This is a genomic window from Yersinia rochesterensis (genome assembly GCF_003600645.1).
Taxonomy (GTDB): Bacteria; Pseudomonadota; Gammaproteobacteria; order Enterobacterales; family Enterobacteriaceae; genus Yersinia; species Yersinia rochesterensis.
This window is the reverse complement of record NZ_CP032482.1, coordinates 3,148,375-3,175,214: the sequence shown is the minus strand read 5'-3', so window position 1 is coordinate 3,175,214 and position 26,840 is coordinate 3,148,375. Positions and strand designations below refer to the sequence as shown.

Below are 26,840 nucleotides of genomic sequence, written 5' to 3'. Positions count from 1 at the left end.
GAATAGTCTCCCTGTCGCATGGTTTCAGGTGTGACAGATACTGAAGAAGAGGTTTACTGATGACAGATAAGCGCAAAGACGGTTCTGGAAAGCTGCTGTATTGCTCTTTCTGCGGCAAAAGCCAGCATGAAGTGCGTAAGCTAATTGCCGGGCCGTCAGTGTATATCTGCGATGAATGTGTCGATTTGTGTAACGACATTATTCGCGAAGAGATCAAAGAAGTTGCGCCGCACCGGGAGCGTAGTTCGCTGCCAACGCCGCACGAGATTCGTCGCCACCTGGATGATTATGTCATCGGGCAAGAGCCGGCGAAAAAAGTGTTGGCCGTTGCGGTATATAACCATTACAAACGTTTACGCAACGGCGACACCAGCAATGGTATCGAGTTGGGTAAAAGTAATATTCTGCTGATCGGCCCGACAGGTAGTGGTAAAACGCTGCTGGCGGAAACATTAGCTCGCTTCCTGGATGTGCCATTTACCATGGCAGATGCGACCACACTGACCGAAGCCGGTTATGTGGGCGAAGATGTTGAAAATATCATTCAGAAGCTATTGCAGAAATGTGATTACGACGTTCAGAAAGCGCAACGCGGTATCGTCTATATCGATGAAATTGATAAAATTTCACGTAAGTCTGATAACCCATCAATCACCCGCGATGTTTCGGGCGAAGGTGTGCAGCAGGCCTTGCTGAAATTGATCGAAGGGACAATTGCTGCCGTACCACCACAAGGTGGTCGTAAGCATCCACAGCAGGAGTTTTTACAGGTTGATACCTCTAAAATTCTGTTTATCTGTGGTGGTGCTTTTGCGGGTCTGGACAAAGTTATCGGGCAGCGCATTAACACCGGAACGGGTATTGGTTTCGGCGCTACGGTAAAAGGCAAATCAGAAAAGGCAACAGAAGGCGAATTATTGAGCCAGGCTGAGCCGGAAGATCTGATTAAATTCGGTTTGATCCCTGAATTTATTGGCCGTTTGCCAGTGGTTGCAACCTTGAGTGAATTGAGCGAAGACGCCCTGATTCAGATTCTGAAAGAGCCGAAAAATGCGCTGACTAAACAATATCAGGCATTGTTCAATCTTGAAGGCGTTGAACTTGAATTCCGTGATGAAGCGCTGACGGCGATTGCTAAGAAAGCGATGGCACGTAAAACCGGTGCTCGTGGTTTGCGCTCTATCGTAGAGGGTGCTTTGCTCGATACCATGTACGATTTGCCGTCTATGGACAGCGTGGAAAAAGTAGTGGTAGATGAGTCAGTTATTGCTGGCCAATCTGCACCGATGCTGATTTATGGCCAGCCTGAAGCTCAAGCTTCTGGCGAATAATTAGCCAAATAATCCAGATGGTTAGTATGACAATGGGGGATTTTATCCCCCATTTCTTTTTCCTCGCATTGTAATCGTTGAATGTAAGACATTCGTCCCCATATACTCAATTACCTATTTAGTGAAACTCGTGATGACTCGTGTTTCACGAGATTCCCAGTAATCTGGCGGAAGCTAAACTAAGAGAGAGCTCTATGAACCCTGAGCGTTCCGAACGCATAGAAATCCCCGTATTGCCTCTGCGCGATGTGGTGGTTTATCCGCATATGGTGATCCCACTGTTTGTTGGCCGGGAAAAGTCAATTCGGTGCCTGGAAGCTGCAATGGACCATGATAAAAAGATCATGCTGGTTGCACAGAAAGAAGCCTCGACGGATGAGCCTGGTATCAATGATCTGTTTTCAGTCGGCACCGTAGCCTCTATTTTGCAAATGCTGAAATTGCCTGATGGCACGGTAAAAGTGCTGGTTGAAGGGCTACAGCGTGCGCGTATCACCACGCTTTCCGACAGCGGCGAGCATTTTGCTGCGCAGGCGGAATATCTTGAATCGCCGGTGATGGACGATCGTGAACAGGAAGTGTTGGTTCGCACGGCGATTAATCAGTTTGAAGGCTACATCAAGCTGAATAAAAAGATCCCGCCAGAAGTACTGGCTTCGTTGCACAGTATTGATGATGCAGCACGCCTGGCTGATACTATCGCGGCTCATATGCCGTTGAAGTTAAATGATAAACAAGCTGTTCTGGAAATGTTCGATGTGACCGAACGTCTGGAATATCTGATGGCGATGATGGAGTCTGAAATCGATCTGTTGCAGGTCGAAAAACGGATTCGTAATCGTGTCAAAAAGCAGATGGAAAAGAGCCAGCGCGAGTACTATTTGAATGAGCAAATGAAAGCCATTCAGAAAGAACTGGGCGAGATGGACGATGCACCTGATGAGCATGAAGCGCTAAAACGCAAAATTGAAGCGGCTAAAATGCCGAAAGATGCGCGTGAAAAAACCGAAGCTGAACTGCAAAAACTGAAAATGATGTCGCCGATGTCGGCTGAAGCCACTGTAGTTCGTGGTTACATTGATTGGATGTTGCAGGTGCCGTGGAACAGCCGTAGCAAAGTTAAAAAAGACTTGGTAAAAGCGCAGGAAGTTCTGGATACCGACCATTACGGCTTGGAACGCGTTAAAGATCGTATTTTAGAATACCTCGCAGTACAGAGCCGAGTCAGCAAAATCAAAGGGCCAATCCTGTGTCTGGTGGGGCCTCCTGGGGTGGGTAAAACCTCTTTGGGGCAATCTATTGCTCGGGCGACAGGCCGTCAGTATGTGCGTATGGCATTGGGTGGCGTGCGTGATGAAGCGGAGATTCGCGGTCATCGCCGTACCTACATCGGTTCCATGCCAGGTAAATTGATCCAGAAAATGGCAAAAGTCGGGGTGAAAAACCCGCTTTTCCTGTTGGATGAGATTGATAAAATGGCGTCTGACATGCGCGGCGATCCAGCGTCTGCATTGCTGGAGGTGTTAGATCCAGAACAAAACGTGGCATTTAACGATCACTACCTAGAAGTGGATTACGATCTCTCGGATGTGATGTTTGTGGCGACCTCTAACTCCATGAATATTCCAGCTCCGTTGTTGGATCGTATGGAAGTTATTCGTCTATCTGGCTATACCGAGGATGAGAAACTCAATATTGCTAAACAGCATTTGCTGCCAAAACAATTTGAGCGTAATGCCATCAAGAAAGGTGAGTTGACCATTGATGACAGCGCGATCATGAGTATTATCCGTTATTACACCCGTGAAGCTGGGGTGCGTAGTCTGGAGCGCGAAATCTCCAAACTGTGTCGTAAAGCAGTCAAAAACCTGCTGATGGATAAAACGGTTAAGCACATTGAAATCACTGGCGACAACCTGAAAGACTTCTTGGGTGTACAGAAAGTCGATTATGGCCGTGCTGATACTGAAAACCGTGTAGGGCAAGTGACGGGCTTAGCATGGACAGAAGTGGGCGGTGATTTGCTGACCATCGAGACCGCGTGTGTGCCGGGTAAAGGTAAACTGACTTATACCGGTTCACTGGGCGAAGTTATGCAAGAGTCCATTCAGGCTGCATTGACCGTGGTGCGTGCGCGTGCGGATAAATTAGGCATTAACCCTGATTTCTACGAAAAACGCGATATCCATGTGCATGTGCCTGAAGGCGCGACGCCGAAAGATGGCCCAAGCGCAGGTATTGCGATGTGTACCGCGCTGGTTTCTTGTCTGACGGGTAACCCGGTGCGTGCCGATGTTGCCATGACTGGCGAAATCACTTTGCGTGGCTTGGTATTGCCAATCGGTGGTTTGAAAGAGAAACTGCTGGCGGCTCACCGTGGTGGGATCAAAGTGGTGCTGATTCCAGATGATAACAAACGTGATTTGGAAGAGATTCCGGACAATGTTATCGCCGATCTGGAAATTCATCCGGTTAAACGAATTGATGATGTTTTAGCCATTGCTTTGCAAAATCCAGCCTTCGGGGCACAGCCGGTAGCGTCAAAATAGTGACGGATCGCAAAAAGTATTGATAAAACTGATGCTGGGAAGTGAAATGCTACTTGCCAGCTATTTTCTGTGCCGCTAAGTTAGTTCATCTGTCTGACAAAAGTTTAAGCCTTTGGGCTGCTTGCTAAGGTCGGGCAGGGTTGATATAACAGCTGCGCTGTCGTGTTGTCCGTAGGGATTTTCGGCGCGACAATAGAATTCTAAAGGGGATGAAAGAGTGAATAAGTCACAACTAATCGACAAAATTGCCGCAGGTGCTGATATTTCTAAAGCGGCCGCTGGACGCGCGTTGGACGCAATTATTGCTTCTGTTACTGAATCTTTGAAAGAAGGGGATGACGTAGCTCTGGTTGGTTTTGGTACTTTTGCAGTACGTGAGCGTTCTGCACGTACTGGCCGTAACCCTCAGACAGGCAAAGAAATCAGTATTCCAGCCGCTAAAGTTCCAGGTTTCCGCGCCGGTAAAGGCTTGAAAGACGCTGTAAACTGATTGCCGCGCCAATTATCACCTGTAGCCGAATATTGTTTGTGTTAAACAATAACCTGACGCAAACAATAACCTGACGCAGTTGAGCTGGTAAGGTAAGATACAAGGCGCATCGTTAATGATGCGCTTTTTTTTCGCGCAGCAGCATGAAGGGCTGTCGCAAGGAATGCTGGGTTTATTTAGACCTGCGCAACAGTTTTTATCCATATTACAGCGGAGTATTGTCACATTATGATGGACAATTTACGCGCGGCTGCTAATAACGTCGTGCTCAAAATCATTCTAGCCTTGATCATGTTGTCCTTTATCCTGACTGGGGTTGGCAGCTATTTGATTGGCGGTTCCAACGACTTTGCAGCCAAAGTTAATGGCCAAGAGATTAGTCGTGGTCAGTTAGAACAGGCTGTGCAGAGTGAACGTGGCCGCTTGCAACAGCAATTAGGTGAACAGTTCTCCGCATTGGCTGCGAATGAAGGCTACATGCTACAACTGCGTCAGCAGGTACTTGGGCAATTGGTCAACAATATGTTGCTCGACCAATATGCTAAAAAATTAGGCCTGACTGCCAGTGACGAACAAGTGAAAGATGCCATCCGCCAGGCACCTTATTTCCAGACTGATGGTAAGTTTGACAACAGCAAATATCTTGAGCTGGTTAATCGCATGGGCTATACCCCAGACCAATTCGCTCAATTACAGCGCCAGCAGCTGGTTAATCAGCAATTGCTACAAGCCTTTGGTGATACTGGCTTTGTACTGCCTGTCGAAGCACAGGCGATGTCAGCGTTGATTTTACAACAGCGTGACGTCCGTCTGGCAACGCTAGACCTTAAAGCTCTTCAAGCGCAGCAGAAAGTCACTGATGAAGAACTGCAAGCGTATTACGACCAGAATAAAAATAGCTTCATTGCACCTGAACAAATGAAAATCAGTTTCATTGCGATGGATGCCGCTGCGATGCAGGACAAAATCACGATCACTGAAGAAGATATCGCCGCATATTACGAGCAGCATAAAAGCACCTATACCCAGCCAGAGCGACGTAACTACAGTGTTATTCAGTTTAAAACTGAAGCTGAAGCCAAAACTGCATTGGATGAGTTGAAAAAAGGCGCTGATTTTGCCGCTATGGCAAAAGAGAAATCGACTGACATTATTTCCCGCAAAAATGGCGGCGAATTGGGTTGGTTGGAGCCGGAAACCACCGCGGATGAGCTGAAACAAGCCAATCTGACTGAAAAAGGTCAGTTGTCTGATGTGGTGAAATCTTCTGTGGGTTATTTGATTGTTCGTCTTAACGATATCAAACCTGCACAGGTAAAACCGTTGTCAGAAGTTCATGATGCACTGGCTAAACAGGTTAAGCAGGAAAAAGCAGTTGATGCTTATTACGCCTTACAGCAAAAAGTAAGCGAAGCTGCTACCAGTGACAACGAATCTCTGGCGTCGGCAGAAGAAGCCGCAGGTGCTAAAGCTAAGCAAACTGACTGGTTCACCCGTGATGCTGTGCCAGCTGAGGTTAATTTCAAACCTGTGGTGCAAGCAATCTTTGAGGGTGGCTTAGTGGGTGAGAATGGCGCACCTGGCAGCAACTCTGATGTCATCACCGTTGATGGCGACCGTGCTTTTGTTATCCGCATTGACGGCCACAAACCTGAAGGTATTGAGCCATTTGATCAAGTTCGTGATCAGGTTGCCGAGCTGGTAAAACGTCAGAAAGCAGAACAATTGGCCCGTGTTGATGGTGAGAAGATCCTGACTGCGCTGAAGCAAGGCAAAGGCGAAGAAGCGATGAAAGCCGCTGGTATTAGCTTCGGTGAGCAGAAAACCTTGTCACGAGCACTAGATGATGACCAATTAGTACAGACTATCTTTAGCTTGCCTCATCCGCAAAAAGACCAGCCGGTGTATGGCTTGTCTCAGGACCGTCAAGAAAATATCGTCTTGATCGAGCTGTTATCGGTGACTCCGGGTAAATTGCCGGAAAGCGAGATGAAGGCCTTCGTCGCGAAGATGGAAGAAGGGTCTAGCGGTGTGACCTTTGATGCACTGATGGCGAACTTGCGCAAACAGGCCACTATTAAGATGGGTCCTGCGGAGCAACAACAACCTCAATAAAGTCATCATTGCAATAAGCTCCGCATTGATTTGCAATTCGATGTAACAACGAAAGGTCGCTTTGGCGGCCTTTCGCATATCTAAAATCTGCCCTTTGCGGCAAATCGGAGGCTGAGGCAAGGTAGGTATGCTGTCAAACACAAGGAGGATACAGCATGAAATTCATCGGAAAATTATTTGTCATAGCCGCATTATTAGCAGGTTTTAATATCCAGCCTTTGGCTTATGCCGCTCCCAGCCTCTCGGAGGGTAAAGCTCTCAACCCATCCGACAAAATCACGGCCAAGAGTAATCTTGCACCCAAAACCCCGGTAAAAACCACACATGATAAAATGATTGTAACTGCTACGGTGGGCAATCCGTTGGATAACACACAGAGCCAAATCAATATTAATAGCGCTGATGCGGAACAGTTGGCACAGTCCCTCAACGGGATAGGCAGGAAGAAAGCCGAAGCCATTGTGAACTATCGCGAGCAGTTCGGTTTTTTCACTGATGCAGAACAATTACTTGAAGTTCCGGGTATTGGCCCCTCTTTCTTAGAGAGAAATCGCGGCAAGCTGAGAATGTAGACGTCAGTTATAAAAGAGTCAGACGGGTATTAGTGAGTATTTGTCTGGCTCTTTCATCACAAACAATGCCCAGTATTCCATAATGTAAGGCGCAACTGTCCGGTAAAACTGTGACGTTAATCTGAATTATTGTGATGTTAATCCTAATTATATAGTAAGCATTCTATGAAGTGACTTTCCTCTGCTAGTCTTTCTTTCGAGGTCATACCAGTTGTGGTTGTCACTTTATTATTACGATTAACTGTTTGGAGAAACTCGTTGCCATGCATACTCATATCAAAGTCAGGGGTTTCCATATTGATGTTTTTCAACATGTTAATAATGCCCGCTACTTAGAGTTTCTCGAAGAAGCGCGTTGGAAATGGCTTGAAGGGGAGCCAGCCGCGCAATGGATGGCTGAAAATCAAATCGCTTTTATCGTAGTTAATATCAATATTAACTATCGTAAACCCGCAGTCTTGGGTGACCTATTGCGGATAGATAGCCAACTGTTAAAGTTGAATGGGAAAAGTGGTGTGATGAAACAAATTGTCACGCTGGAACCTGAGTTAATTCCGATAGCTGATGCAGAGTTGACTTTTGTTTGTATCGACCTGCATAGCCAAAAGGCATTACCCATTGATGGGGAATTGCACGAAAAGCTTCAGGAATTTGTTAATCGAGGGCGCTAAAAGGAAACTGTGATTAATCTAGACCTACCTCGCTCTGATTGAGCGAGGTCGTGAGCGCAGGGCAGTGATTTCGCTCAGGTAGTCACACTGGAGTACAAGATCAAACCAGCCCGGTTTTTTGTTTTAAGCTCAATAAAACTTTAGATTTATTAGCCAGATAGAACTCTAGCCCTTTGGCGCGTAAGTGGCAGGCAGCACATTGACCGCAGCCATCACCCTGAATCCCATTGTAGCAGGTTAGGGTGTCATGACGGACGCGATCAAGTTGCTGATAATAATCTGCCAATGCCCATGTCTCGGCTTTATCAAGCCACATCAGCGGGGTGATGAATGCTATATCTCGACCTATACCTAAATCTATTGCATGGTTAAGAGCCTTAACGAATTCATCCCGACAATCTGGGTAACCGGAGAAATCTGTTTCGCAGACGCCAGTAATAACCGCTTGGGCTTGTACCTGATAAGCATAAATGGCCGCCAAGGTCAGAAAAAGAATATTACGGCCAGGAACAAATGTGCTGGGAAGTGAATCTCCAGCCTCTTCATTGTGGATTGGGACGGGAATACTGTCTCGAGTCAGGCTGCTGACCGCTAGCTCATTGAGCATCGTCACATCCAACACTTTGTGCGCTTTAGCACCCAGTTGAATTGCCAAATCGCGAGCAACATCGATTTCTGTACGGTGTCGCTGCCCGTAATCGAACGTTATGCAGTGGACTTCATCATACTGCTGTAATGCTTGAATTAAGCAGGTTGTGGAATCTTGCCCACCACTAAAAACAACTACGGCACGTTTCATACTGTTACCTCGTACGGCTGTGAGCTTTAACTAGCTAATCTCACAGCAAAATTAAAAACTGGCAGTATGGTACTCAGATAGTGCTAGAAAAGGTAGCTGCCTGAGTTTGGTTATCAGGTTGTTGTGGGGGTAACCATGCTTGGCTGAAGTCGAACCAACCGTAAGCTGTTAATATTACACCATTAATTCGTGGTGGGGCATTGACCTGATATTGATAGTTGAACAGCGGCAGAATCAGCCCGGACAACATCAGGTTATTATAGTGTTCCCGTAATTGGCGAAAACGTTCTGGAGCCAGTTCGATTTGCTGAATGTGAGCTAACGTGTCTTGCTGCTGTTCCTGTTGCTGTGGTGAGAGTATGCCACGCCACAGTGGATCAAGCCGGAGCCAGCTTTCCATTGCGGCTTCAGGTGATTCACCGACTAAATGGTCTGCTAATAATAAATCTGCCTTTTCAATTTGGCGGGTATCTTTCCACTGTTTATCGTCGCTAGCACGGATTTCTAATGTACAACCTTGTGCTGCCAATACTGTTTTTAGTTGCTCAGCGACACTTTTTAGCTCCATTGGTGGCTGATATATCAGTATCAGATGGGCTGGCAACTGGGGGTCTTCATCAGCCTTAAACTTCGGGATTGGCCAGCCCGGCAGCATTTCATGGCTTGGCGTTATGATTCCGCGTCGGATTGATAGCTCCTCCAATATGCCGGAGGTTTGCACTAACATCAGCAACTTGGCTATTTGATGCGAAGTCATATCACAGCGGTGCTGATTAATTGCCAGATAACAAAATCCCAGGCTCATACTGCGCTGTACGGGGCGTGCTAAAGGGAAGTCCTCTTCTTGGCCGATGGTAATACGCACCGGATGTTGGCAACCCCCGTCGGCTGAGTGCTCCATCAGACTCGGGGTTATCCAATACTCGATAATCTCCAGATAAGGGTGCTGCAAATGGTAGAATTCATGTTGTTCTAGCCGTACCAGATGCTGCTCGAAAGTCGCCAACTTAAAAGGACCTGCGCCTAGCAGGGGGTGGTCTGGATGAAATAAGCGGCAGGGTAAATCAGCCAATCGATGAGCTAACCAGTAATCCGGCTGAGAAAGTGTAAATTGCAAACATAAAGCGTGGGGGAGGGTGATGGTCAGGATATTGGCAAAACTGGGTTGGCTGCGCGTATTTTCCCGCAGTAACATCAGCGTCTGCAATAATTGCTGGCCGTGAAGGCGTTCCCCATTATGCCAACGCAACTGACTGCGCAAAAAGAAGCGCCAGGTTAAACCATCATCACTGACTTGCCAGTGGTGAGCCAGATCCGGTTTGGGCTGAGGGTCACCGGTGTTAAAACGGGTCAGGCCCGCGTGTAAGGTATAAATCAGGTGTTGTTCGGCCCTCCCTATGGTGGTGAGTGGGTTTAAGGGTTCAAGTGTACGGTAATAAGGAATACGCAATACAGGGCTGTCTGCTTGCCATTGCCCGCCCATATGAGGGTTCAGCAAGGCTTGTAGGCGGTCGGGTGCCAGTTGAGCCAATTCGAGTGCAGCCTGGCTATCACCTTGTTCGAGAAACACCTGTAGATAGGCTGCCCGAAGTGCATCGGGGTTTTTCAGACATTGCAGTTGTGCCCGTTTTCCCCGACCCACCTGTGAATGCCAACTGAGCCACTCATTAGCCTGTAGCTGTTGTATTAAGGTACGAGCATGACGTTCGCTGCAAAACAGCAGACCAGCAACCTCACCGACGGTAGTCGCCGCTAAGTTATCTCCGAACTTTTGGTATAGGCGCTGATATTGGGTGAGCCGATGTATAATGCGCATAATTAAATCCGGAATAGTTTAAATTATTTGTTCACTATTAGTTCCGTAAATACTACGCCATAATTTTATACATATCACCAGTTTCACTCTTTATGAGGTTTTAAATGTACCGTTTAGCCGCTTTTGATATGGATGGAACCTTGCTAATGCGCGACCATAAGATTGGCGGCGCGACATTGAATGCGTTACACCAGTTAGTGGAGAGCGGAGTGATCCTGACATTTGCCACTGGTCGGCATTACCTTGATATGAAAGGTATTCTGTCTCATTCAGGCATTAACGGTTATTTAATTACTGGCAATGGCACTCGAGTGTGTGACATGGATGGAGTGCATTTAGATGGTATGGATTTACCGGCAGAGCTGGTGGAGTTTGTGCTGCGTACCCCATGGCAGACAAATGCCAGTGTTCATATCTTCCGTGATGATGGTTGGTTCACTAATTACAATGATCCAGCATTACTGGCGGCCCATAAAACCAGTAGTTTTCAGTTCCAACTGACCACGCTGGATGCATTACCGATGACGGGTAATCACAAAGTTTGCTTTATTGCGTCACATCAAGAGCTAGCTGAACTTAAGATTCAGCTTGAGCAGCAAATGGGCGACAAAGCTGATTTTTGTTTCTCGGCCGAGGAGTGCCTCGAAATGTTGCCTCGTGGTTGTAATAAAGGGGCGGCTTTAGAGCGATTAAGCCATCATCTTGATTTAACCTTGGCTGATTGCATGGCGTTTGGCGATGCGATGAATGATAAAGAAATGTTGTCGCGAGTCGGCCGTGGGCTAGTGATGGGAAATGCATTACCGCAATTGAAGCAAGAGTTACCTCAATTACAGATTATTGGTCGCTGCGAGGAACAAGGCGTAGCTCACTATTTGCAACATTGGCTAAGTTCACCACACCTCACCTATTCCCCCGAATTCTGAGGTCATATGCCCTTGGTTCTTCAAACTGAACCTTGGGTGTAGCTATTAGCCAGCCGGATAACCATCCGGTTTTTTTTCTTCCTCAAAGGGCCTATATTAAGGCCCTTTTATCAATGAGTTAAAGGTTGTTTAATTCATTGCGATAAGATGCTAAATCGCCGATATTGTTGCTTACCCACTGAGGATCGTAATAAGTATCGAGATAACGCTCGCCGCTGTCACAGAGTAGCGTCACGATAGCACCTGTTTGGCCCTGCTCGCGCATTTGTTTAGCTAATTGTAATGCTCCCCAAACGTTAGTGCCGGTGGATGCACCCACTTTGCGGCCCAATATACCCTCCAACCAATGGATGGTGGCAACACTGGCGGCATCAGGAACCCGTAACATGCTGTCGATCACTTCTGGGATGAATGAAGGCTCAGCACGTGGCCGACCAATCCCCTCAATCCGGCTACCACAACTGCCTGTAACTGTACGGTCACGGTGACAGAAACAATCATAAAAAACTGAGTTTTCCGGATCGACCACCATCAGTTGGGTGTCATGCCCTTGATAGCGAATGTAGCGCCCCAAAGTGGCGGAGGTGCCGCCAGTGCCGGCGCTCATGACAATATAGTTAGGAGTTGGGTGTGGTTCGCGGGCCATTTGGCGGAAGATACTATCGGCAATGTTATTATTCCCACGCCAATCAGTTGCCCGCTCAGCATAAGTGAATTGGTCCATATAATGGCCGTTAAGCTCACGTGCCAATTGCTCGGATGCAGCATAAATTTGCCCGGCATGGTCGACAAAATGGCAGCGCCCACCATAGAAAGTGATTTGCTCCACTTTACGTCGAGCAGTACAACTTGGCATTACTGCAATAAATGGCAAACCAATCAGGCGGGCAAAATAGGCCTCTGACACCGCGGTGCTCCCTGATGAGGCTTCTATTATTGTGGTGTCTTCTTTGATCCAGCCATTACATAGGCCATAGAGAAACAAAGAGCGGGCCAAACGGTGCTTTAAGCTACCGGTTGGATGTGTACTTTCATCTTTTAAATAGAGATAAATGCCGGGAAATTCGGGCAGATTTAAGCGGATTAGGTGGGTATCAGCGGAGCGTTGAAAATCAGCTTCTATTTCACTGATAGCATTTTTTACCCAAGTGTTGGTCATTTTATGGCCTGCGATGTAGGTAGTAAACTAATGATGACTAGGTTAACGGTTATCAAAGAAAAAAACGTTGCCATTTTTACTTCTTTATCGCCAAATGGTAGAAATTTATTCTATGGTTATTCGCTATGTTAGATAAAACTGACCGTAAGCTCCTGTGTATGTTGCAAGAAGATTGCACGCAATCACTGCAAGTGCTGGCCGAAGCTGTCAATTTGACTTCTACACCTTGCTGGAAACGTTTGAAGCGCCTTGAGGATGATGGGTTTATCCGCAGGCGAGTGGCATTGTTAGATAGCGAAAAGTTAGGATTAGGACTCACGGCATTTGTGCTGATCAAAACACAGCAGCATAATAGCGATTGGTATCAGGAGTTCGTCGAGTTCACCAAGCAAATGCCAGAGGTGCTGGCATTTTATCGAATGGCGGGGGAGTACGACTATTTGATGCAGGTTGAAGTCGCTGATATGAAGAGTTATGACAACTTTTACAAACGCATGGTGAACGGTGTGCCGGGGTTGATTGATGTAACATCCAGCTTTGCAATGGAAAAAATTAAATACACCACTGCGTTGCCTGTACCTGAGTGATTCCTGTCATTGTTCAAACTGCGGAGTGTGGGTTGCTTGGCATCTATTGGGTATAAAAAACCATTTTAACGATGGTATTCTACTGCCCTGTCGCATTTAGCGAGCAAATACCGATGTTATTCGGTGTCAGACCATGGAATAAAACTGAGTGAGATTGTTTGCACAATTAGGCTGGTATTTCCGCCGTGAGTGGCGCCGCTATGTGGGAGCGGTACTATTGCTGATCATTATTGCTATCCTGCAATTATTACCACCTAAGTTGGTAGGGGTAATTGTTGATGGCATCAGCACAAAACAGATGTCGACCAATATGTTATTGGTCTGGGTTTGCGTGATGCTAGTGACGGCTATCGTGGTCTATCTGCTGCGTTATGTTTGGCGCGTTTTACTTTTTGGTGCTTCCTATCAATTGGCTGTGGAATTACGCGGCAATTTTTATCGCCAACTTAGCCGACAAGCCCCAGGTTTTTATTTACGTCACCGCACCGGTGATTTAATGGCGCGCGCTACCAATGATGTCGATCGCGTGGTCTTTGCCGCAGGTGAGGGGGTATTAACACTGGTGGATTCGCTGGTGATGGGGTGTGCGGTATTGATTGTCATGAGCACCCAAATCAGCTGGCAATTAACTTTGCTGTCATTGCTCCCCATGCCGGTCATGGCGGTGGTCATCAAATATTACGGCGACCAACTGCATCAGCGTTTCAAATCAGCTCAGGGGGCATTTTCTGCGCTTAATAATCAGGCGCAGGAAAGCCTCACCAGCATTCGCATGATTAAAGCTTTTGGCCTGGAAGAGAACCAATCACAACAATTTGCGCGGGTTGCTGAAGAAGCGGGTGCTAAAAATATGTATGTCGCCCGCATTGATGCTCGTTTTGATCCGACAATTTATATTGCTATCGGTATCGCAAATTTATTGGCTATTGGCGGTGGTAGCTGGATGGTGGTTAACCACAGCATCACCTTGGGGCAGTTGACCAGCTTTGTTATGTATTTAGGCTTAATGATTTGGCCGATGTTGGCGCTGGCGTGGATGTTCAATATTGTTGAACGCGGCAGTGCTGCTTATAGCCGTATTCGTAGTTTGCTGGAAGAAGCGCCAGTGGTGAAAGATGGTGACATCGAACTGTCGAGCGAGCGCGGTACTTTGGCGGTGAATATTCGTCATTTCTATTATCCAGAAGCCAAACAGCCCGCTCTGCATGATGTCGCACTGAAACTAGCCCCAGGACAGATACTTGGGTTATGTGGGCCAACGGGGTCTGGCAAAAGCACCTTGCTGGCACTTATTCAGCGGCAATTTGATATTGATGACGGCGCGATTTGCTATCAAGGGCATCCGCTGTCTGATATCCGTTTGCATGACTGGCGTGGGCGCTTATCCGTGGTCAGCCAGACGCCATTTTTATTCTCTGATACCGTCGCGGGCAACATTGCACTGGGTAAACCTGATGCGACCCAAGATCAAATCGAACGGGCTGCCCGCTTAGCCAGTGTGCATGAAGATATTTTACGTCTTCCTCAGGGGTATGACACGGAAGTGGGCGAGCGCGGTGTGATGTTGTCCGGTGGACAAAAACAGCGGATTTCTATCGCCCGAGCGCTGCTATTGGAGACTGAAATTCTGATCCTCGATGACGCGCTCTCTGCGGTTGATGGTCAAACCGAACATGAAATCTTAAAGAATCTGCGCGAGTGGGGCGAACATCGTACCGTGATTATCAGCGCACACCGCCTTTCTGCCTTAACTGAAGCCAGCGAAATTCTGGTGATGCAGCACGGCGGGGTGATGCAACGCGGTACTCATAATGTTTTGGTGAATCAGTCTGGGTGGTATCGGGAAATGTATCGCTATCAGCAATTGGAGGCGGCATTGGATGACGGTGAGTCGGAGGCCAAAACCGATGAGTAAAGTTAAGCAACTTTGGCCGACACTAAAACGCCTGCTTTCCTATGGTTCCCCTTATCGCAAGCCATTAGGGTTGGCGGTTCTGATGCTGTGGATTGCTGCGGCTGCTGAGGTCAGTGGCCCACTGTTGATCAGTTATTTCATTGACCACGTGGTGGCGAAAGGCACTTTGCCGCTGGGGTTGGTCAGTGGGTTGGCTTTGGCTTATTTGCTACTGCAATTACTGGCAGCCACATTGCACTATTTTCAAGCATTATTGTTTAATCGCGCGGCAGTCGGTGTGGTTCAACGGCTCAGGATTGAAGTGATGGATGCAGCTTTGCGCCAGCCTCTCAGTGCTTTTGATACCCAACCTGTCGGGCAATTGATTTCCCGCGTAACGAACGACACCGAAGTCATAAAAGATTTGTATGTGATGGTGGTGTCGACGGTATTGAAAAGTGCGGCACTAATTGGCGCGATGCTGGTGGCAATGTTCAGTCTGGATTGGCGCATGGCGCTGATTTCGATCTGTATTTTTCCCGCAGTGCTGGTGGTTATGGCGATTTATCAACGTTATAGCACACCGGTCGTCCGCCGGGTTCGAGCCTATTTAGCGGATATTAATGACGGTTTTAATGAAGTCATTAACGGAATGGGCGTTATCCAACAGTTTCGCCAGCAAGTACGTTTTGGTGAGCGCATGGCGTCTACCAATCTCGCTCATTATAAGGCGCGGATGCAAACGTTGCGTCTGGAAGGTTTTTTATTGCGCCCATTGCTGAGTCTATTTTCAGCCATGGTGTTGTGTGGTTTATTGCTGCTTTTCGGCTTCAGTCCAGAGGGTTCTGTGGGGGTCGGGGTGCTGTATGCGTTTATCAACTACCTTGGTCGTCTCAATGAACCATTGATTGAATTGACATCACAGCAGTCGGTCATGCAGCAAGCAGTGGTTGCAGGGGAGCGTATTTTCGAGCTGATGGACAGCGCCCAACAAGGCTATGGCACTGATGACCGTCCACTGACGAGCGGCCGTATTCAGGTTAATAATGTCAGCTTTGCTTATCGCCACGATAAAATGGTGCTGCAAAATATTTCCCTGGATGTGCCTTCGCATGGGTTTATCGCGCTGGTTGGGCATACTGGCAGTGGCAAGAGCACCCTGGCAAATTTGTTGATGGGCTATTATCCGGTGCAGCAAGGTGAAATTTTACTTGATGGTCGGCCACTATCTGAATTATCACATCAAACATTGCGCCAGGGTGTGGCTATGGTGCAACAAGATCCAGTGGTATTAGCCGATTCATTTTTTGCTAATGTGACATTAGGCCGTGATATTAGTGAGCAGCAAGTGTGGGATGCGCTGGAAACTGTGCAATTGGCTCCGCTGGTCCGTGAATTGCCAGATGGGTTGCACAGTTTGCTTGGAGAGCAGGGCAACACCTTGTCAGTCGGGCAAAAGCAGCTTTTGGCGATGGCACGAGTATTGGTGCAGGCACCACAGATTCTTATTTTGGATGAAGCGACGGCTAATATTGACTCTGGCACAGAGCAAGCCATTCAGCGAGCTTTGCAATTGATCCGCAAAAACACCACTTTGGTGGTGATAGCTCACCGCCTTTCGACCATTGTCGAGGCGGATACTATTTTGGTATTGCACCGTGGTGTAGCCGTTGAGCAGGGTAAGCATCAAGAGTTGCTGGCGGCACATGGGCGCTATTATCAAATGTATCAATTGCAATTAGTCAGTGAAGATTTGGCGGCCATTGACCAAATCGAAACTACGATAAGTTAAAGAATAAGCTGCGGGGGCGATGTCCTCGCAGCTTCCCGCTATTTTCCATTTCATTTCTGTTATTTTTCTTTCAGCCAATAGCCCAGCGAATACCTATCAAGAAGCATTGCCGCACCATAATCAGACAACGCGATCGATCAGACAACACAAGCGCGCGAAGATATCGTGGTGCACTTTTGCGACGCGCGTCGCACTAATTTGGTGCGTAAAAACTGTTCAATCCTCTCTATCTAGTGACACCGCTGTCGTGCTGTACATCTCAACCCCCATCAACCCGCCATTTTTGCATTAAATTCTCGTCAATATTATTTATGGCATAGCCTTTGCTTTACTTCTTTTGTGGCAGACATGAATTCAATTTAATTCGAGAAGGGGCAAATATGAAGCTGGTTACCGTGGTTATCAAACCATTTAAGCTAGAAGATGTGCGTGAAGCCTTGTCCTCTGTAGGTATTCAAGGGTTGACCGTAACCGAAGTGAAAGGATTTGGTCGCCAGAAAGGACATGCAGAACTCTATCGGGGAGCGGAATACAGCGTCAATTTTTTACCCAAAGTAAAGATTGATATCGCGATTGCTGATGATCAATTGGATGAAGTTATTGATGTTATCAGTAAGGCCGCTTATACCGGCAAAATTGGTGACGGCAAAATTTTCGTTGCTGAATTGCAACGTGTTATTCGCATCCGTACCGGCGAAACAGACGAAGCAGCACTGTAATTTGCAGGCTCAAATTTAGTGAATAGGGATGGGTTGATGATGAAAAAACTTTTATCCGTGTTGGGCCTGAGTTCGGTAGCCATGCTGCCCTCTTTGGCAATGGCTGCTGCACCAGCGGTAGCTGACAAAGCAGATAATGCCTTTATGATGATTTGCACCGCGTTGGTGCTGTTTATGACGGTCCCCGGTATTGCCCTGTTCTACGGCGGCCTGCTGCGTTCCAAAAACGTATTGTCGATGATGACTCAGGTCATGGTGACCTTTGCGCTGATTTGTGTTTTGTGGATTTTGTATGGCTACAGTCTGGCGTTCAGTACCGGCAACCCATTCTTCGGTAACTTTGATATGGCGATGCTCAAAGGTATTGGCCTGACTAGCTTGAGTGGCACTTTCTACCAATATATCCATGTGGTGTTCCAGGCTTCATTCGCCTGTATCACAGTTGCATTGGTGGTCGGTTCATTTGCTGAGCGAATCCGCTTCTCTGCGGTGCTTATTTTTGCCGTGTTGTGGTTCACTTTCTCATACCTGCCAATGGCGCACATGGTCTGGGGCGGCGGTTTCCTGGCACTGGACGGCGCTCTGGACTTCGCGGGCGGCACAGTGGTGCATATTAATGCCGCGATTGCCGGGTTGGTAGGGGCTTACTTACTGGGTAAACGTGCCGGTTTTGGTAAAGAAGCTTTCAAACCACACAACTTACCGATGGTGTTCACCGGGACTGCAATTCTGTATATCGGCTGGTTTGGTTTCAACGCCGGTTCAGCTAGCGCCGCTAACGAAATTGCTGCATTAGCTTTCTTGAATACAGTTGTCGCGACAGCGGGTGCCATTCTTTCTTGGGTATTTGCTGAGTGGATTTTACGTGGTAAACCATCACTGTTAGGTGCTTGTTCAGGTTGTATCGCCGGTTTGGTGGCGATTACACCGGCGGCAGGGACTGTCGGTGTTGGCGGCGCACTGATTATCGGCCTGGTGGGTGGTGTTGCCGGTCTATGGGGTGTGGTTCTGCTGAAGAAATGGCTGCGGGTGGATGATACCTGTGATGTGTTTGGTGTCCACGGTGTATGCGGGATTGTCGGTTGTATCCTGACCGGCGTCTTCACCTCTGCTTCATTAGGCGGTACCGGTTACGCGGCTGGCGTCACCATGGGGCATCAAGTCGGTGTGCAATTATTTAGCGTGGGTGTGTGTTTGGTCTGGTCTGGTGTCGTTGCTTTCGTCGCCTACAAAATTGCTGACCTGGTGGTTGGCCTGCGGGTACCCGAAGAGCAAGAACGCGAAGGTCTGGATGTTAATAGCCACGGCGAAAATGCCTATAATCAGTAAACTAAGAATGGCAGCAGAATAAATAATAATGATGGTAGCAACAGGGGCGATGGCGACATCGCCCCTTATTATTGATGGCGATTACCGATGTAAACGAATTACACCTTCCTGCACGGTAGAGGCGACCAAGACTCCTTCCCGATTATAGATTTGCCCGCGAACAAAACCACGAGCCCCAGAGGCTGAAGTGCTTTCTACTGCATATAGCAGCCAATCATCAAGCCGGAATGGGCGGTGGAACCACATGGAATGATCAATGGTGGCAATTTGCACGCCTGGTTCAAGGAAGCCAATGCCGTGAGGCTGTAAGGCCGTTGGCAAGAAATTGAAATCAGAAGCATAACCCAGCAAATACTGGTGAACGCGCAAGTCATCCGGCATTTGGCCATTGGCGCGGAACCAGACGTAGCGGTTAGGTTCTGCTTTTGAACCTTGCAGTGGGTTATGGAATTTCACCGGGCGCATTTCAATCGGCTGATTGCCAATAAACTTCTCCCGCACTTTTTCGGGGATCAGATGAGCAAATTGGCGGGCAATCTCGGTTTCCGACATCAATCCCTCCGGCGGTGGGACATCTGGCATAGTATTTTGGTGTTCAAAACCATTTTCCTGACTCTGGAACGACGCCGTCATATAGAAGATAGGTTTACCATTCTGAATCGCGCTGATCCGACGGGCGCTGAAACTATTGCCATCGCGTAATGTTTCTACGTCATAAATGATGGGTTTGCTGCTGTCCCCTGGGCGCAGAAAATAGCTGTGAAATGAATGGACGAGCCGATCAATAGGGACGGTTTGTTTTGCCGCATAAATAGCCTGACCGACAACCTGACCACCAAATACCTGGCGCAAGCCCAGATCTTCACTTTGGCCCCGGAAGATCCCTTCTTCAATTTTCTCCAAATCGAGCAGATCGAGCAGTTTTTCTAATGCCTGGCTCATGTTGTAGTCCCTGATGATTGAGTTCATACACAGTGTGCGGAATCCATTGGGCGGTCGTCAATATATTGCTGTGAAACAGCTGTACGATTGAAGATAGCTTGATAAGGAATAGTCTGATAAATGGCTCAATTGGGAGAGAATCGGCAGGGAGTAGATGATTGTGCTATAATTAGCTTGCTAGGTGGTTGAAGCCACTTATTAAACGCCAACTCTTATATGAATAGCTGGCATCTTAATAATAAGAAGGAGTGCGACCTATGAAACCTTGGCAATTAATGAAATTCTGGCAGATAGTGGGTGGGGCAGCATTGGTCGTTAGTTTAGCGGGGTGCGCCCACAAAGGGGCTGATGTTCCCGTTCCGGCATCCGCAGGAGCCACTGCGGCACCTATTGCTCAACCTGCTGTGCAGGGGACAGTGAATATCCGCGAGCGTATTGCTTTGCCACCTGATGCTATCGTCACGGTAACGCTGTCGGATGCTTCACTGGCTGATGCGCCAACTCGGGTTATTTCTCAGAAAGCAATTCGTACTGAGGGTAAACAGGCTCCGTTTAGTTTTACCTTGCCGTTTAACCCAACTGAGATCCAGCCAAATGCCCGTATCATCGTAAGTGCGGCTATTACACGTAATGGTCAGCTTCTGTTTATCACTGATACCATTCAAGAAGTGATTAACAACGGCACTGGCACTCAGGCGAATCTGCTACTGGTTCCAGTGACCTCTGTTGCAATTGAAACTGCACCTACAGCCACAACGACCGGTACTGGGACGATACAGTAATTCTCATGCCGCTTTATGCGCTGCAGTGTCTTGAACTGTGGCGCTAAAGCTCACTGTAGCGCCAGCGATATTGCTGTAAATCAATACGCCCAGCGGGACTTATTTCAATACCTTCAGCCAGCAATGCATTTTTCTGTCTAAGATAATCTTCTCCGATTAACGATATCTCCCCGTGACGATTAATCACCCGATACCAAGGTAATGTAGAGCCTTCAGGTAAGCGTTTCAGAACGCCGCCAACTTGCCGCGCAGCTCTGGGTGAGCCTATCAACCGGGCAATATCGCCATAAGTGGTCACTTGCCCAAATGGAATCGCCGCCACAACCTGAAATACTCGCTGACGGAAGCTGTCGATTATTGGCGGGTGATTTTGCTCTGCTGCGTCATTTAGCGTTTCAGCGTCATCCGGGCTTGATAGCTCAGTTCTTGGTGATGTCACTGCGTCCTCTTTCTTATTGGTTATCTGTGTTAGCAAATAGTGTGGCGCGATAGAGAAAATGAGAGTGATATAAATAGAATGAGGAGAATAAATAACATCATCAGAGATTTTTTTGCCACAAGAAAATAGATTTCGCCCGAAGATTAAGTATGCTGGGCAAGAAATAATCAGTTAGCGCGTGTTGTCTTGCTATTTCGAGGTCCATAGTCGATAATGCCCACCGCTCCAGAGTACAAGGAGCCGTTAACGTCAATGGAGGTCCTGTTGGTTCTCCCGCAACACTAACTTGTGAACTCGGTCAGATCCGGAAGGAAGCAGCCGTAGCAGGCGAGGTGTGTGCCGGGATGTAGCTGGCAGGGCCTCCACCAATTTTGGCGAGTCATTCATTATCAAAATCATTCGGCTTATCAACTCTCTTCGCCAGCACAATATCAACCAGTAGTTATCAACCAGTAGTTATCAACTAATCATTATCAGCGATAAATCTTTTTGCCCCCCATGTCTATAGTGCTAACCGACCGTTTATTGAAAGTTAATACAAGAATTTTCTTATTTATTTGCAAGTTAGATTTTTAATTTGCATCTTAGATTTGGTCTATAACTAATAATGTTTTTAAATTATTAGTGGCCAGGAGGATTTGATAAATTAAATAGCACAACAATACAGCATCACTTCAATGTTCTGATAAACCCCCATGACTTCATCTAGACACGCTTCATTTAAACACAGATGCGCAATAACGCGGGATTAAAGTTAACCTTCAATACCTGGGTGTTTTATCTCAAATTGAACACTTACAACCCGCTGACTGCATTGAAGCCGATAACAATTATCGGCTCAACGTTGTGTGTCTTAACCAGCGTTAAGCAGACTATTTCACATGTTGCCACACAGTAGGTGGAATTTTATCATAAAGTTTATTCATTGTGAGCTCAGCTAAGCGATGGTCTGCAGCTGAATAAAATAATTCCAGCTCATCATCTGAAAGTTCGTACTTATTCTTTTCAATTACACGTTCTAATGTATCAATAGTTGTACATTTTCTTAAACGCATCAGGTAGTCAGTTTTTGTCATGGTGAATCTTCTTCTCGATATAAAAATAATATAGTGAAACTATTCTTTAAGTTTTCATCAGGGTACAGATGTATTCCCCTGAGAAAAGTCTGAATAAACGCTCTTTGGTTTTTTGCCAGCGACGCAATTCAGGGTCATTGATCCCATAACTACTAAACAGAGTATATGTATCGTCTAAATATTCTTCCACTAACTCTGAAAGGTCTGCGCCATCAGGGTATTTTATTTTAAAACTCATCACAAATGAAGCTATATGCTCGATCAAATCATTCAATTGTAGATTTACGGCAGAAGTCGGGTCATTTACCCAACCATGGTGGCTGTCACCAAGGGTGGCAATGCCTTCATCATACAAACTCTCACATAAAAACTTCAATTGGGCAATGTCATGCCGCTTCGGTGAGTACTCATCCATATCATCCCCTCCGTAAACGCTTAATTCGGTGTTGATAACACAATGTGAGTAGATCGGTAATCATATAAATGCAAAAGCTTATCGGTAAAGTAAATAAATGTTTCTTGCTATAAATATAAATCATTTCTCCGCTCATCGCGCAACTTTATTACTTAATCTTACAATTCATCAGCGGTTGAAGGTCTGTCATTGTTAATTATATCAAAAGTGATTTTTTCTGGGTGTACAATAAATGTTACAGTATTTGTTAACAACTCTTCAGTATTGATATCTAAGCAGGAGTTGAAAATATACCACTGATAAGAGTAAGTCATTGAATAATGGTTATTTTTAAAATTTATAATATCAAGAATTTCTAATGAACCAGTGGTGTACTGGGCATTCTCCGAATAATACATTAACCCAGAAACCAAGCTTTCTTCAATTTCACCTATGTTATTCTTGATAACATTCCTCAGTAATGAAATCGGGTAACGCCCTGAGAAAAAGTCCCCAGCTATTTCATTGTTCATTAATTGTCCGCTCATGGTGACAAGATTAATTCATTAACACACTGCCATTGTTACAAAAAATGCGATGATATCTGTTTTCAGTAACTATTCGCATGATTTGAAGTAAAAATTTCAAATTTAATGAGATTTATCTACTAAACCGCTTAGTTAGCATTGAGTGACGTTATTAAGGTCGTATTCAATAACACTGTTCGACAATAAAATTAAAAAACTTAAATAGAGTTTTGCATATTTAAGGTTATTACTCACGCTTAACTCAGTCTACTTCTATTAATTTAGAATGCTATGCCGGTTTTATCAAGAGGAGGGACTCCCGTAAGGCTGGTTTTCTATTGTGTAAATTACCGTTTTGCGAGCGTTAACGAAGAGTTCTGCTGCTAGAGTACCAAAATCATGCCCACCCTCACCAGTAAGATATTAGTAAAAATACTTTAATTTGCTGTAACTAAGCATGTTCGCACTGCTTATTTTATCAACAGCACCGGATTTTTATCCACCTCTGTTGATGTTGTATCGATACCCCGTCATGAATTGTTACCTTTGAAATATTTATGGTAGAGATGCACACTTGAATTTGACTAAGTAATGTGATGTTATAATATATCATTAATCGCTTATTCTTCTCTGACATGAATAAATTCTCTGCTCGATTTACCCCGCTACCGCACTGGACGTTATTTTCACTTTCTTCCTTACAGCGCATTGTCGGTGTTGCCTTACTTTGTGTGTTGTTGTGGTGTGCCATTTATTGGGCGAATGTATTGCCATGATAAATTTGAGAAATATTGAGATTGGATATGAAAACCGTGCCCTAACACCATCAATTAATGGTTGTTTTTCCGCAGGTTCGCTTACTGCAATTATTGGAGCCAATGGGGCGGGTAAATCCACTTTACTTAAAACTTTGGCGGGCTTACAACCAGCTGTTGCGGGGAAAGTGACATTTACTGGCGGGAGATCCCCGCAAATAGCCTACCTTCCTCAACAAGCTGAGTTAGACAGGCAGTTTCCTATTGTTGTCCAAGATGTAGTGGCGATGGGGTGTTGGCCACAAAGTGGATTATTGGGTGGAATTAATCACCAATCACGGCAACGAATCAAACAGGCATTAAGTGCGGTCGGAATGCAGGATATGGCTCGCCAGCCGGTTGGTGAGCTTTCGGGTGGACAATTGCAGCGGGTGCTATTTGCTCGTCTTTTAGTACAACAAGCGCAACTGATTTTGTTGGATGAGCCTTTCACCGGTATTGATAGCCAAACTGTCGGGTTGTTACTTGAGGTTATTCATCAGCTACATAATGAGGGGAGAACCATAATTGCTGTCCTGCATGATATGTCGATGGTGGCCGACCATTTCCCTCATGCATTGTGGCTAACATCTCAAGGCTATTGCTGGCAATCCTCTGATCAGGTTTTAGCCCAGTGGCACCACTCTCAGGGTTCATCTTGCCCGTTTTCCGCACCGCCCAACTCTCTGAGGGCGATCAATCCATGATATTGCTTCATTTACTTGTTGATCCTTTTTTGGATTTTGGCTTTATGCGCCGGGCATTGATCGCGTGTTTAGCTCTGTCACTCAGTTCTGCGCCATTGGGGGTTTTCTTATTATTACGACGAATGAGTTTAGTCGGTGATGCTCTGTCGCACGCAGTATTACCTGGGGCGGCTATCGGATACCTGATTTCGGGTATGTCACTGGTGGCCATGGGCGTCGGGGGATTTATTGCCGGGCTGGCGGTTGCCATGATGTCGGGATGGGTGAGCCGCCGAACACTGTTAAAAGAAGATGCCAGTTTTGCCGGTTTCTATCTGGGTTCTTTGGCTTTAGGGGTCACGCTAGTCTCTTTGCGCGGCTCCAGTATGGATCTGCTCCATGTGTTATTCGGTTCTATTCTCGCTGTTGATGCCAACGCCATGACCATGGTTGGGGTAATAACCACTTTCTCTATGTTGGCTTTAGCGGCTATTTATCGCGCGCTAGTGGTGGAGTCATTTGATCCTGTTTTCCTGCGGGTCAGTATGGGGCATTGGTTGATGGTGGTTCATGCGCTGTTTCTGTCATTAGTCGTGCTTAATTTAGTGGCTGGATTTCAAATTCTGGGCACGCTGATGTCAGTCGGGCTAATGATGCTCCCCGCCGCCAGTGCGCGTTTTTGGGCCAAAAACTTACCTCAAACCTTGGGCATTGCCATGGCGATTGGCATGATTGCCAGTCTCGTCGGGCTGCTGTGGTCGTATTACGCCTCATTGCCGGCCGGGCCAGCTATTGTCCTGAGTGCCAGTCTGATTTTCTTTTTATCTATTTTATTTGGAAGGCGCGGTGGAGTTTTAGCTACTGCGCGCCGTTGAGAACTATTTCTTATTAAGAACCCCCGTGTCATTAAAGGAGAGTTAAATGAAGTATTTACCTATTAGTTTGGCGGTAGCTGCTCTACTGTCAAGTCCGCTGGCAATGGCGAAAACGGTCGAGGCTGTCGCCAGTTTTTCTATTTTAGGTGATATCGTCAAACAGGTTGGAGGCTCACATGTCAATGTGGTGACCTTAGTTGGCCCAAATGGGGACCCCCATGGTTTTGAACCCACGCCGAAAAATAGTAAGCAATTGTCCAAAGCCGATGTGGTGTTTGTCAGTGGGTTAGGGCTGGAAGGCTGGTTAGAACGGCTGATCATAGCCTCCGGTTATAAAGGGCAGGTCGTCATCGCGTCAACCGGGGTTGATACCCGCAAGATGGATGAAGAGGGCAAAATGGTGACCGACCCTCATGCCTGGAACAGTATGGCGAATGGTATTAAATATGCTAACAATGTAATGAATGCATTGATTATCGCCGATCCTGAAGATGCAGATTATTTCCGTAAGCGCGGGGGGGAATATATTCAACAACTGGAGAAATTGGATGCTTATGCCAAGGCGCAGTTTGCCGCGATCCCCGCTGGGCAGCGCAAGGTTCTAACCAGCCATGATGCATTTGGTTATTTTAGTCAGGAATATGGGGTTAATTTCTTATCACCTGTTGGTTTCTCTACAGAATCTGAAGCCAGTGCCAGTGGAGTTGCTGCGCTGATTAATCAAATCAAAAAAGAGAAAATAAAAACCTATTTCATTGAAAACCAAACTGATCCTCGGCTAGTAAAACAAATTGCTGAAGCCAGTGGCGCACAAGCTGGCGGAGAGCTTTATCCCGAGGCATTATCTGTAGCCGACGGCCCAGCAGCGACTTACACACAAGCCTTTAAACACAATGTGGACACTATTGTGGGTAGCATGAAGTAGTTATCGGAAGAAAATTTCTCAGCCTCAAGGGAAACTAAGGGGCTGAGTTATCAATCCTTTATGACAAATAGAAAAGCCCCGTTGGGCAGCAACGGGGCTTTTGACTGCAACATATTCAACATCACCGTTTTTTATGAGTACCTCCCTGAACGGCTTTAAAACGTGGATTACTTTTGCAAATAACATACACCCGACCACGGCGACGGACGATTTTACAATCGGGATGACGGTTTTTTGCCGATTTCAATGAACTCAATACTTGCATAATTAACTCTCAGAATTAGCTGTTTTTTGGCGTCAGGAAGCTGCCGAACCGCTTATGGAAACGCGCAGTGCTGCCTTCTTTTGAAAACTCTTTTTGTTTACCGGTGTAATACGGATGCGATGCCGAGGAGATATCCAGTGTGACATATGGATAGGTCTGCCCATCGCGTTCAATGGTTCGCGATGTGGCGATGGTTGACCCGACAGTGAAATAAGTGTCCGCACTGGTATCGTGAAAAACCACAGTCCGATAATTAGGGTGGATGCCAGGTTTCATAAAAACTCCAATTGTTATGTTATACTATAACAATAATTATGCTCCATTCGTTTTTCACTTTCAAGTCCGAGTTTCAAGTCCGAATAAATAAAAAAAACCGCAAACCGAAG

General features: G+C 46.6%; 26 protein-coding genes and 1 other RNA gene. 17 read left to right on the top strand and 10 right to left on the bottom strand.

What is annotated here, in order from left to right:
• The first annotated feature begins 59 nt into the window (after positions 1 to 59).
• From clpX to DXZ79_RS14775, 6 genes are all read left to right on the top strand, one after another.
• Positions 60 to 1,331: an ATP-dependent protease ATP-binding subunit ClpX gene (gene clpX / locus DXZ79_RS14800; protein WP_004714578.1), complete on the top strand. Its 1,272-nt coding sequence runs from the start codon at positions 60 to 62 to the stop codon at positions 1,329 to 1,331.
• A 194-nt stretch (positions 1,332 to 1,525) separates the two neighbouring features.
• On the top strand, positions 1,526 to 3,880 hold the full coding sequence (lon, locus tag DXZ79_RS14795; RefSeq protein WP_004707582.1) for an endopeptidase La: 2,355 nt from the start codon (positions 1,526 to 1,528) through the stop codon (positions 3,878 to 3,880).
• A 217-nt stretch (positions 3,881 to 4,097) separates the two neighbouring features.
• A complete protein-coding gene (hupB, locus tag DXZ79_RS14790) occupies positions 4,098 to 4,370 on the top strand; it encodes a nucleoid-associated protein HU-beta (RefSeq protein ID WP_004392663.1) in 273 nt (90 codons plus the stop codon).
• A gap of 228 nt (positions 4,371 to 4,598) precedes the next feature.
• A complete protein-coding gene (gene ppiD, locus DXZ79_RS14785) occupies positions 4,599 to 6,485 on the top strand; it encodes a peptidylprolyl isomerase (RefSeq protein ID WP_038631510.1) in 1,887 nt (628 codons plus the stop codon).
• A 155-nt stretch (positions 6,486 to 6,640) separates the two neighbouring features.
• Positions 6,641 to 7,057: a ComEA family DNA-binding protein gene (locus tag DXZ79_RS14780; RefSeq protein ID WP_050291376.1), complete on the top strand. Its 417-nt coding sequence runs from the start codon at positions 6,641 to 6,643 to the stop codon at positions 7,055 to 7,057.
• 263 nt (positions 7,058 to 7,320) lie between these two features.
• A complete protein-coding gene (locus tag DXZ79_RS14775; protein ID WP_038631514.1) occupies positions 7,321 to 7,728 on the top strand; it encodes an acyl-CoA thioesterase in 408 nt (135 codons plus the stop codon).
• Positions 7,729 to 7,828: 100 nt separating this feature from the next.
• On the opposite strand, the gene queC is transcribed toward DXZ79_RS14775, so the two are convergent.
• On the bottom strand, positions 7,829 to 8,527 hold the full coding sequence (gene queC / locus DXZ79_RS14770) for a 7-cyano-7-deazaguanine synthase QueC (RefSeq protein WP_038631516.1): 699 nt from the start codon (positions 8,525 to 8,527) through the stop codon (positions 7,829 to 7,831).
• 73 nt (positions 8,528 to 8,600) lie between these two features.
• Positions 8,601 to 10,343, bottom strand: a complete 1,743-nt coding sequence (locus tag DXZ79_RS14765) for an SgrR family transcriptional regulator (protein ID WP_050291375.1) — start codon at positions 10,341 to 10,343, stop codon at positions 8,601 to 8,603.
• A gap of 104 nt (positions 10,344 to 10,447) precedes the next feature.
• On the opposite strand from DXZ79_RS14765, the gene cof reads away from it, so the two are divergent.
• The gene (cof, locus tag DXZ79_RS14760; RefSeq protein ID WP_038631518.1) at positions 10,448 to 11,269 is read left to right on the top strand and encodes an HMP-PP phosphatase; all 822 of its coding nucleotides are present in this window, start codon (positions 10,448 to 10,450) and stop codon (positions 11,267 to 11,269) included.
• A 118-nt stretch (positions 11,270 to 11,387) separates the two neighbouring features.
• On the opposite strand, the gene DXZ79_RS14755 is transcribed toward cof, so the two are convergent.
• On the bottom strand, positions 11,388 to 12,428 hold the full coding sequence (locus DXZ79_RS14755; protein ID WP_038631521.1) for a PLP-dependent cysteine synthase family protein: 1,041 nt from the start codon (positions 12,426 to 12,428) through the stop codon (positions 11,388 to 11,390).
• Positions 12,429 to 12,553: 125 nt separating this feature from the next.
• Between DXZ79_RS14755 and DXZ79_RS14750 the strand changes: the two genes are divergently transcribed.
• The 5 genes from DXZ79_RS14750 to amtB all read left to right on the top strand — a co-directional run bounded on the left by DXZ79_RS14750 (position 12,554) and on the right by amtB (position 18,749).
• Positions 12,554 to 13,015, top strand: coding sequence for an Lrp/AsnC family transcriptional regulator (locus DXZ79_RS14750; RefSeq protein ID WP_038631524.1), 462 nt, complete (start codon positions 12,554 to 12,556; stop codon positions 13,013 to 13,015).
• A gap of 148 nt (positions 13,016 to 13,163) precedes the next feature.
• The gene (locus DXZ79_RS14745; RefSeq protein WP_038631526.1) at positions 13,164 to 14,930 is read left to right on the top strand and encodes a SmdA family multidrug ABC transporter permease/ATP-binding protein; all 1,767 of its coding nucleotides are present in this window, start codon (positions 13,164 to 13,166) and stop codon (positions 14,928 to 14,930) included.
• Positions 14,923 to 16,701, top strand: a complete 1,779-nt coding sequence (locus DXZ79_RS14740) for a SmdB family multidrug efflux ABC transporter permease/ATP-binding protein (RefSeq protein WP_042562459.1) — start codon at positions 14,923 to 14,925, stop codon at positions 16,699 to 16,701. Before DXZ79_RS14745 ends, DXZ79_RS14740 begins: the two co-directional genes overlap by 8 nt.
• 380 nt (positions 16,702 to 17,081) lie before the next feature.
• Entirely contained in the window at positions 17,082 to 17,420 is a 339-nt protein-coding gene (gene glnK, locus DXZ79_RS14735) for a P-II family nitrogen regulator (RefSeq protein ID WP_002208627.1), read from the top strand.
• 39 nt (positions 17,421 to 17,459) lie between these two features.
• On the top strand, positions 17,460 to 18,749 hold the full coding sequence (amtB, locus tag DXZ79_RS14730) for an ammonium transporter AmtB (RefSeq protein ID WP_162928782.1): 1,290 nt from the start codon (positions 17,460 to 17,462) through the stop codon (positions 18,747 to 18,749).
• Positions 18,750 to 18,830: 81 nt separating this feature from the next.
• On the opposite strand, the gene tesB is transcribed toward amtB, so the two are convergent.
• The gene (tesB, locus tag DXZ79_RS14725; protein WP_038631531.1) at positions 18,831 to 19,691 is read right to left on the bottom strand and encodes an acyl-CoA thioesterase II; all 861 of its coding nucleotides are present in this window, start codon (positions 19,689 to 19,691) and stop codon (positions 18,831 to 18,833) included.
• A gap of 257 nt (positions 19,692 to 19,948) precedes the next feature.
• On the opposite strand from tesB, the gene DXZ79_RS14720 reads away from it, so the two are divergent.
• Entirely contained in the window at positions 19,949 to 20,473 is a 525-nt protein-coding gene (locus DXZ79_RS14720) for a YbaY family lipoprotein (RefSeq protein WP_038631533.1), read from the top strand.
• A 43-nt stretch (positions 20,474 to 20,516) separates the two neighbouring features.
• Here the strand turns inward: DXZ79_RS14720 and DXZ79_RS14715 are convergent, their stop codons facing one another.
• Positions 20,517 to 20,912, bottom strand: a complete 396-nt coding sequence (locus DXZ79_RS14715) for an MGMT family protein (protein ID WP_050291374.1) — start codon at positions 20,910 to 20,912, stop codon at positions 20,517 to 20,519.
• A 262-nt stretch (positions 20,913 to 21,174) separates the two neighbouring features.
• Between DXZ79_RS14715 and ffs the strand changes: the two genes are divergently transcribed.
• An RNA gene (gene ffs / locus DXZ79_RS14710) (signal recognition particle sRNA small type) lies at positions 21,175 to 21,271 on the top strand.
• 513 nt (positions 21,272 to 21,784) lie between these two features.
• Here the strand turns inward: ffs and ymoA are convergent.
• From ymoA to DXZ79_RS14695, 3 genes are all read right to left on the bottom strand, one after another.
• Positions 21,785 to 21,988, bottom strand: a complete 204-nt coding sequence (gene ymoA, locus DXZ79_RS14705) for an expression modulating protein YmoA (protein ID WP_002208622.1) — start codon at positions 21,986 to 21,988, stop codon at positions 21,785 to 21,787.
• A gap of 46 nt (positions 21,989 to 22,034) precedes the next feature.
• Positions 22,035 to 22,403, bottom strand: a complete 369-nt coding sequence (gene tomB / locus DXZ79_RS14700) for an Hha toxicity modulator TomB (protein WP_038631539.1) — start codon at positions 22,401 to 22,403, stop codon at positions 22,035 to 22,037.
• Between the two features lie 158 nt (positions 22,404 to 22,561).
• Positions 22,562 to 22,915, bottom strand: coding sequence for a hypothetical protein (locus DXZ79_RS14695; RefSeq protein ID WP_120011403.1), 354 nt, complete (start codon positions 22,913 to 22,915; stop codon positions 22,562 to 22,564).
• A gap of 766 nt (positions 22,916 to 23,681) precedes the next feature.
• On the opposite strand from DXZ79_RS14695, the gene DXZ79_RS14690 reads away from it, so the two are divergent.
• Genes DXZ79_RS14690 through DXZ79_RS14680 form a run of 3 tightly spaced genes read left to right on the top strand, consistent with a single transcriptional unit; the run spans position 23,682 to position 26,189 of the window.
• Positions 23,682 to 24,410, top strand: a complete 729-nt coding sequence (locus tag DXZ79_RS14690; RefSeq protein ID WP_038631543.1) for a metal ABC transporter ATP-binding protein — start codon at positions 23,682 to 23,684, stop codon at positions 24,408 to 24,410.
• On the top strand, positions 24,407 to 25,264 hold the full coding sequence (locus tag DXZ79_RS14685; protein WP_038631544.1) for a metal ABC transporter permease: 858 nt from the start codon (positions 24,407 to 24,409) through the stop codon (positions 25,262 to 25,264). The genes DXZ79_RS14690 and DXZ79_RS14685 overlap by 4 nt, the downstream gene beginning before the upstream one ends.
• Before the next feature lie 46 nt (positions 25,265 to 25,310).
• Positions 25,311 to 26,189, top strand: a complete 879-nt coding sequence (locus tag DXZ79_RS14680; protein ID WP_038631545.1) for a metal ABC transporter substrate-binding protein — start codon at positions 25,311 to 25,313, stop codon at positions 26,187 to 26,189.
• 121 nt (positions 26,190 to 26,310) lie between these two features.
• Here the strand turns inward: DXZ79_RS14680 and ykgO are convergent, their stop codons facing one another.
• A complete protein-coding gene (gene ykgO, locus DXZ79_RS14675; RefSeq protein WP_050113290.1) occupies positions 26,311 to 26,454 on the bottom strand; it encodes a type B 50S ribosomal protein L36 in 144 nt (47 codons plus the stop codon).
• 15 nt (positions 26,455 to 26,469) lie between these two features.
• Positions 26,470 to 26,730 carry a type B 50S ribosomal protein L31 gene (locus tag DXZ79_RS14670; protein WP_038631547.1) on the bottom strand — a complete coding sequence of 87 codons (261 nt, stop codon included), beginning with the start codon at positions 26,728 to 26,730 and terminating at the stop codon, positions 26,470 to 26,472.
• Positions 26,731 to 26,840 lie beyond the last annotated feature (110 nt).

Coding starts and splice junctions, on each gene's coding strand:
- clpX (WP_004714578.1), top strand. CDS start 60: ATGACAGATAAGCGCAAAGACGGTTCTGGAAAGCTGCTGTATTGCTCT.
- lon (WP_004707582.1), top strand. CDS start 1,526: ATGAACCCTGAGCGTTCCGAACGCATAGAAATCCCCGTATTGCCTCTG.
- ppiD (WP_038631510.1), top strand. CDS start 4,599: ATGATGGACAATTTACGCGCGGCTGCTAATAACGTCGTGCTCAAAATC.
- DXZ79_RS14780 (WP_050291376.1), top strand. CDS start 6,641: ATGAAATTCATCGGAAAATTATTTGTCATAGCCGCATTATTAGCAGGT.
- DXZ79_RS14775 (WP_038631514.1), top strand. CDS start 7,321: ATGCATACTCATATCAAAGTCAGGGGTTTCCATATTGATGTTTTTCAA.
- queC (WP_038631516.1), bottom strand. CDS start 8,527: ATGAAACGTGCCGTAGTTGTTTTTAGTGGTGGGCAAGATTCCACAACC.
- DXZ79_RS14765 (WP_050291375.1), bottom strand. CDS start 10,343: ATGCGCATTATACATCGGCTCACCCAATATCAGCGCCTATACCAAAAG.
- cof (WP_038631518.1), top strand. CDS start 10,448: ATGTACCGTTTAGCCGCTTTTGATATGGATGGAACCTTGCTAATGCGC.
- DXZ79_RS14755 (WP_038631521.1), bottom strand. CDS start 12,428: ATGACCAACACTTGGGTAAAAAATGCTATCAGTGAAATAGAAGCTGAT.
- DXZ79_RS14750 (WP_038631524.1), top strand. CDS start 12,554: ATGTTAGATAAAACTGACCGTAAGCTCCTGTGTATGTTGCAAGAAGAT.
- DXZ79_RS14740 (WP_042562459.1), top strand. CDS start 14,923: ATGAGTAAAGTTAAGCAACTTTGGCCGACACTAAAACGCCTGCTTTCC.
- glnK (WP_002208627.1), top strand. CDS start 17,082: ATGAAGCTGGTTACCGTGGTTATCAAACCATTTAAGCTAGAAGATGTG.
- amtB (WP_162928782.1), top strand. CDS start 17,460: ATGAAAAAACTTTTATCCGTGTTGGGCCTGAGTTCGGTAGCCATGCTG.
- tesB (WP_038631531.1), bottom strand. CDS start 19,691: ATGAGCCAGGCATTAGAAAAACTGCTCGATCTGCTCGATTTGGAGAAA.
- DXZ79_RS14720 (WP_038631533.1), top strand. CDS start 19,949: ATGAAACCTTGGCAATTAATGAAATTCTGGCAGATAGTGGGTGGGGCA.
- ymoA (WP_002208622.1), bottom strand. CDS start 21,988: ATGACAAAAACTGACTACCTGATGCGTTTAAGAAAATGTACAACTATT.
- tomB (WP_038631539.1), bottom strand. CDS start 22,403: ATGGATGAGTACTCACCGAAGCGGCATGACATTGCCCAATTGAAGTTT.
- DXZ79_RS14695 (WP_120011403.1), bottom strand. CDS start 22,915: ATGAACAATGAAATAGCTGGGGACTTTTTCTCAGGGCGTTACCCGATT.
- DXZ79_RS14690 (WP_038631543.1), top strand. CDS start 23,682: ATGATAAATTTGAGAAATATTGAGATTGGATATGAAAACCGTGCCCTA.
- DXZ79_RS14685 (WP_038631544.1), top strand. CDS start 24,407: ATGATATTGCTTCATTTACTTGTTGATCCTTTTTTGGATTTTGGCTTT.
- DXZ79_RS14680 (WP_038631545.1), top strand. CDS start 25,311: ATGAAGTATTTACCTATTAGTTTGGCGGTAGCTGCTCTACTGTCAAGT.
- ykgO (WP_050113290.1), bottom strand. CDS start 26,454: ATGCAAGTATTGAGTTCATTGAAATCGGCAAAAAACCGTCATCCCGAT.
- DXZ79_RS14670 (WP_038631547.1), bottom strand. CDS start 26,730: ATGAAACCTGGCATCCACCCTAATTATCGGACTGTGGTTTTTCACGAT.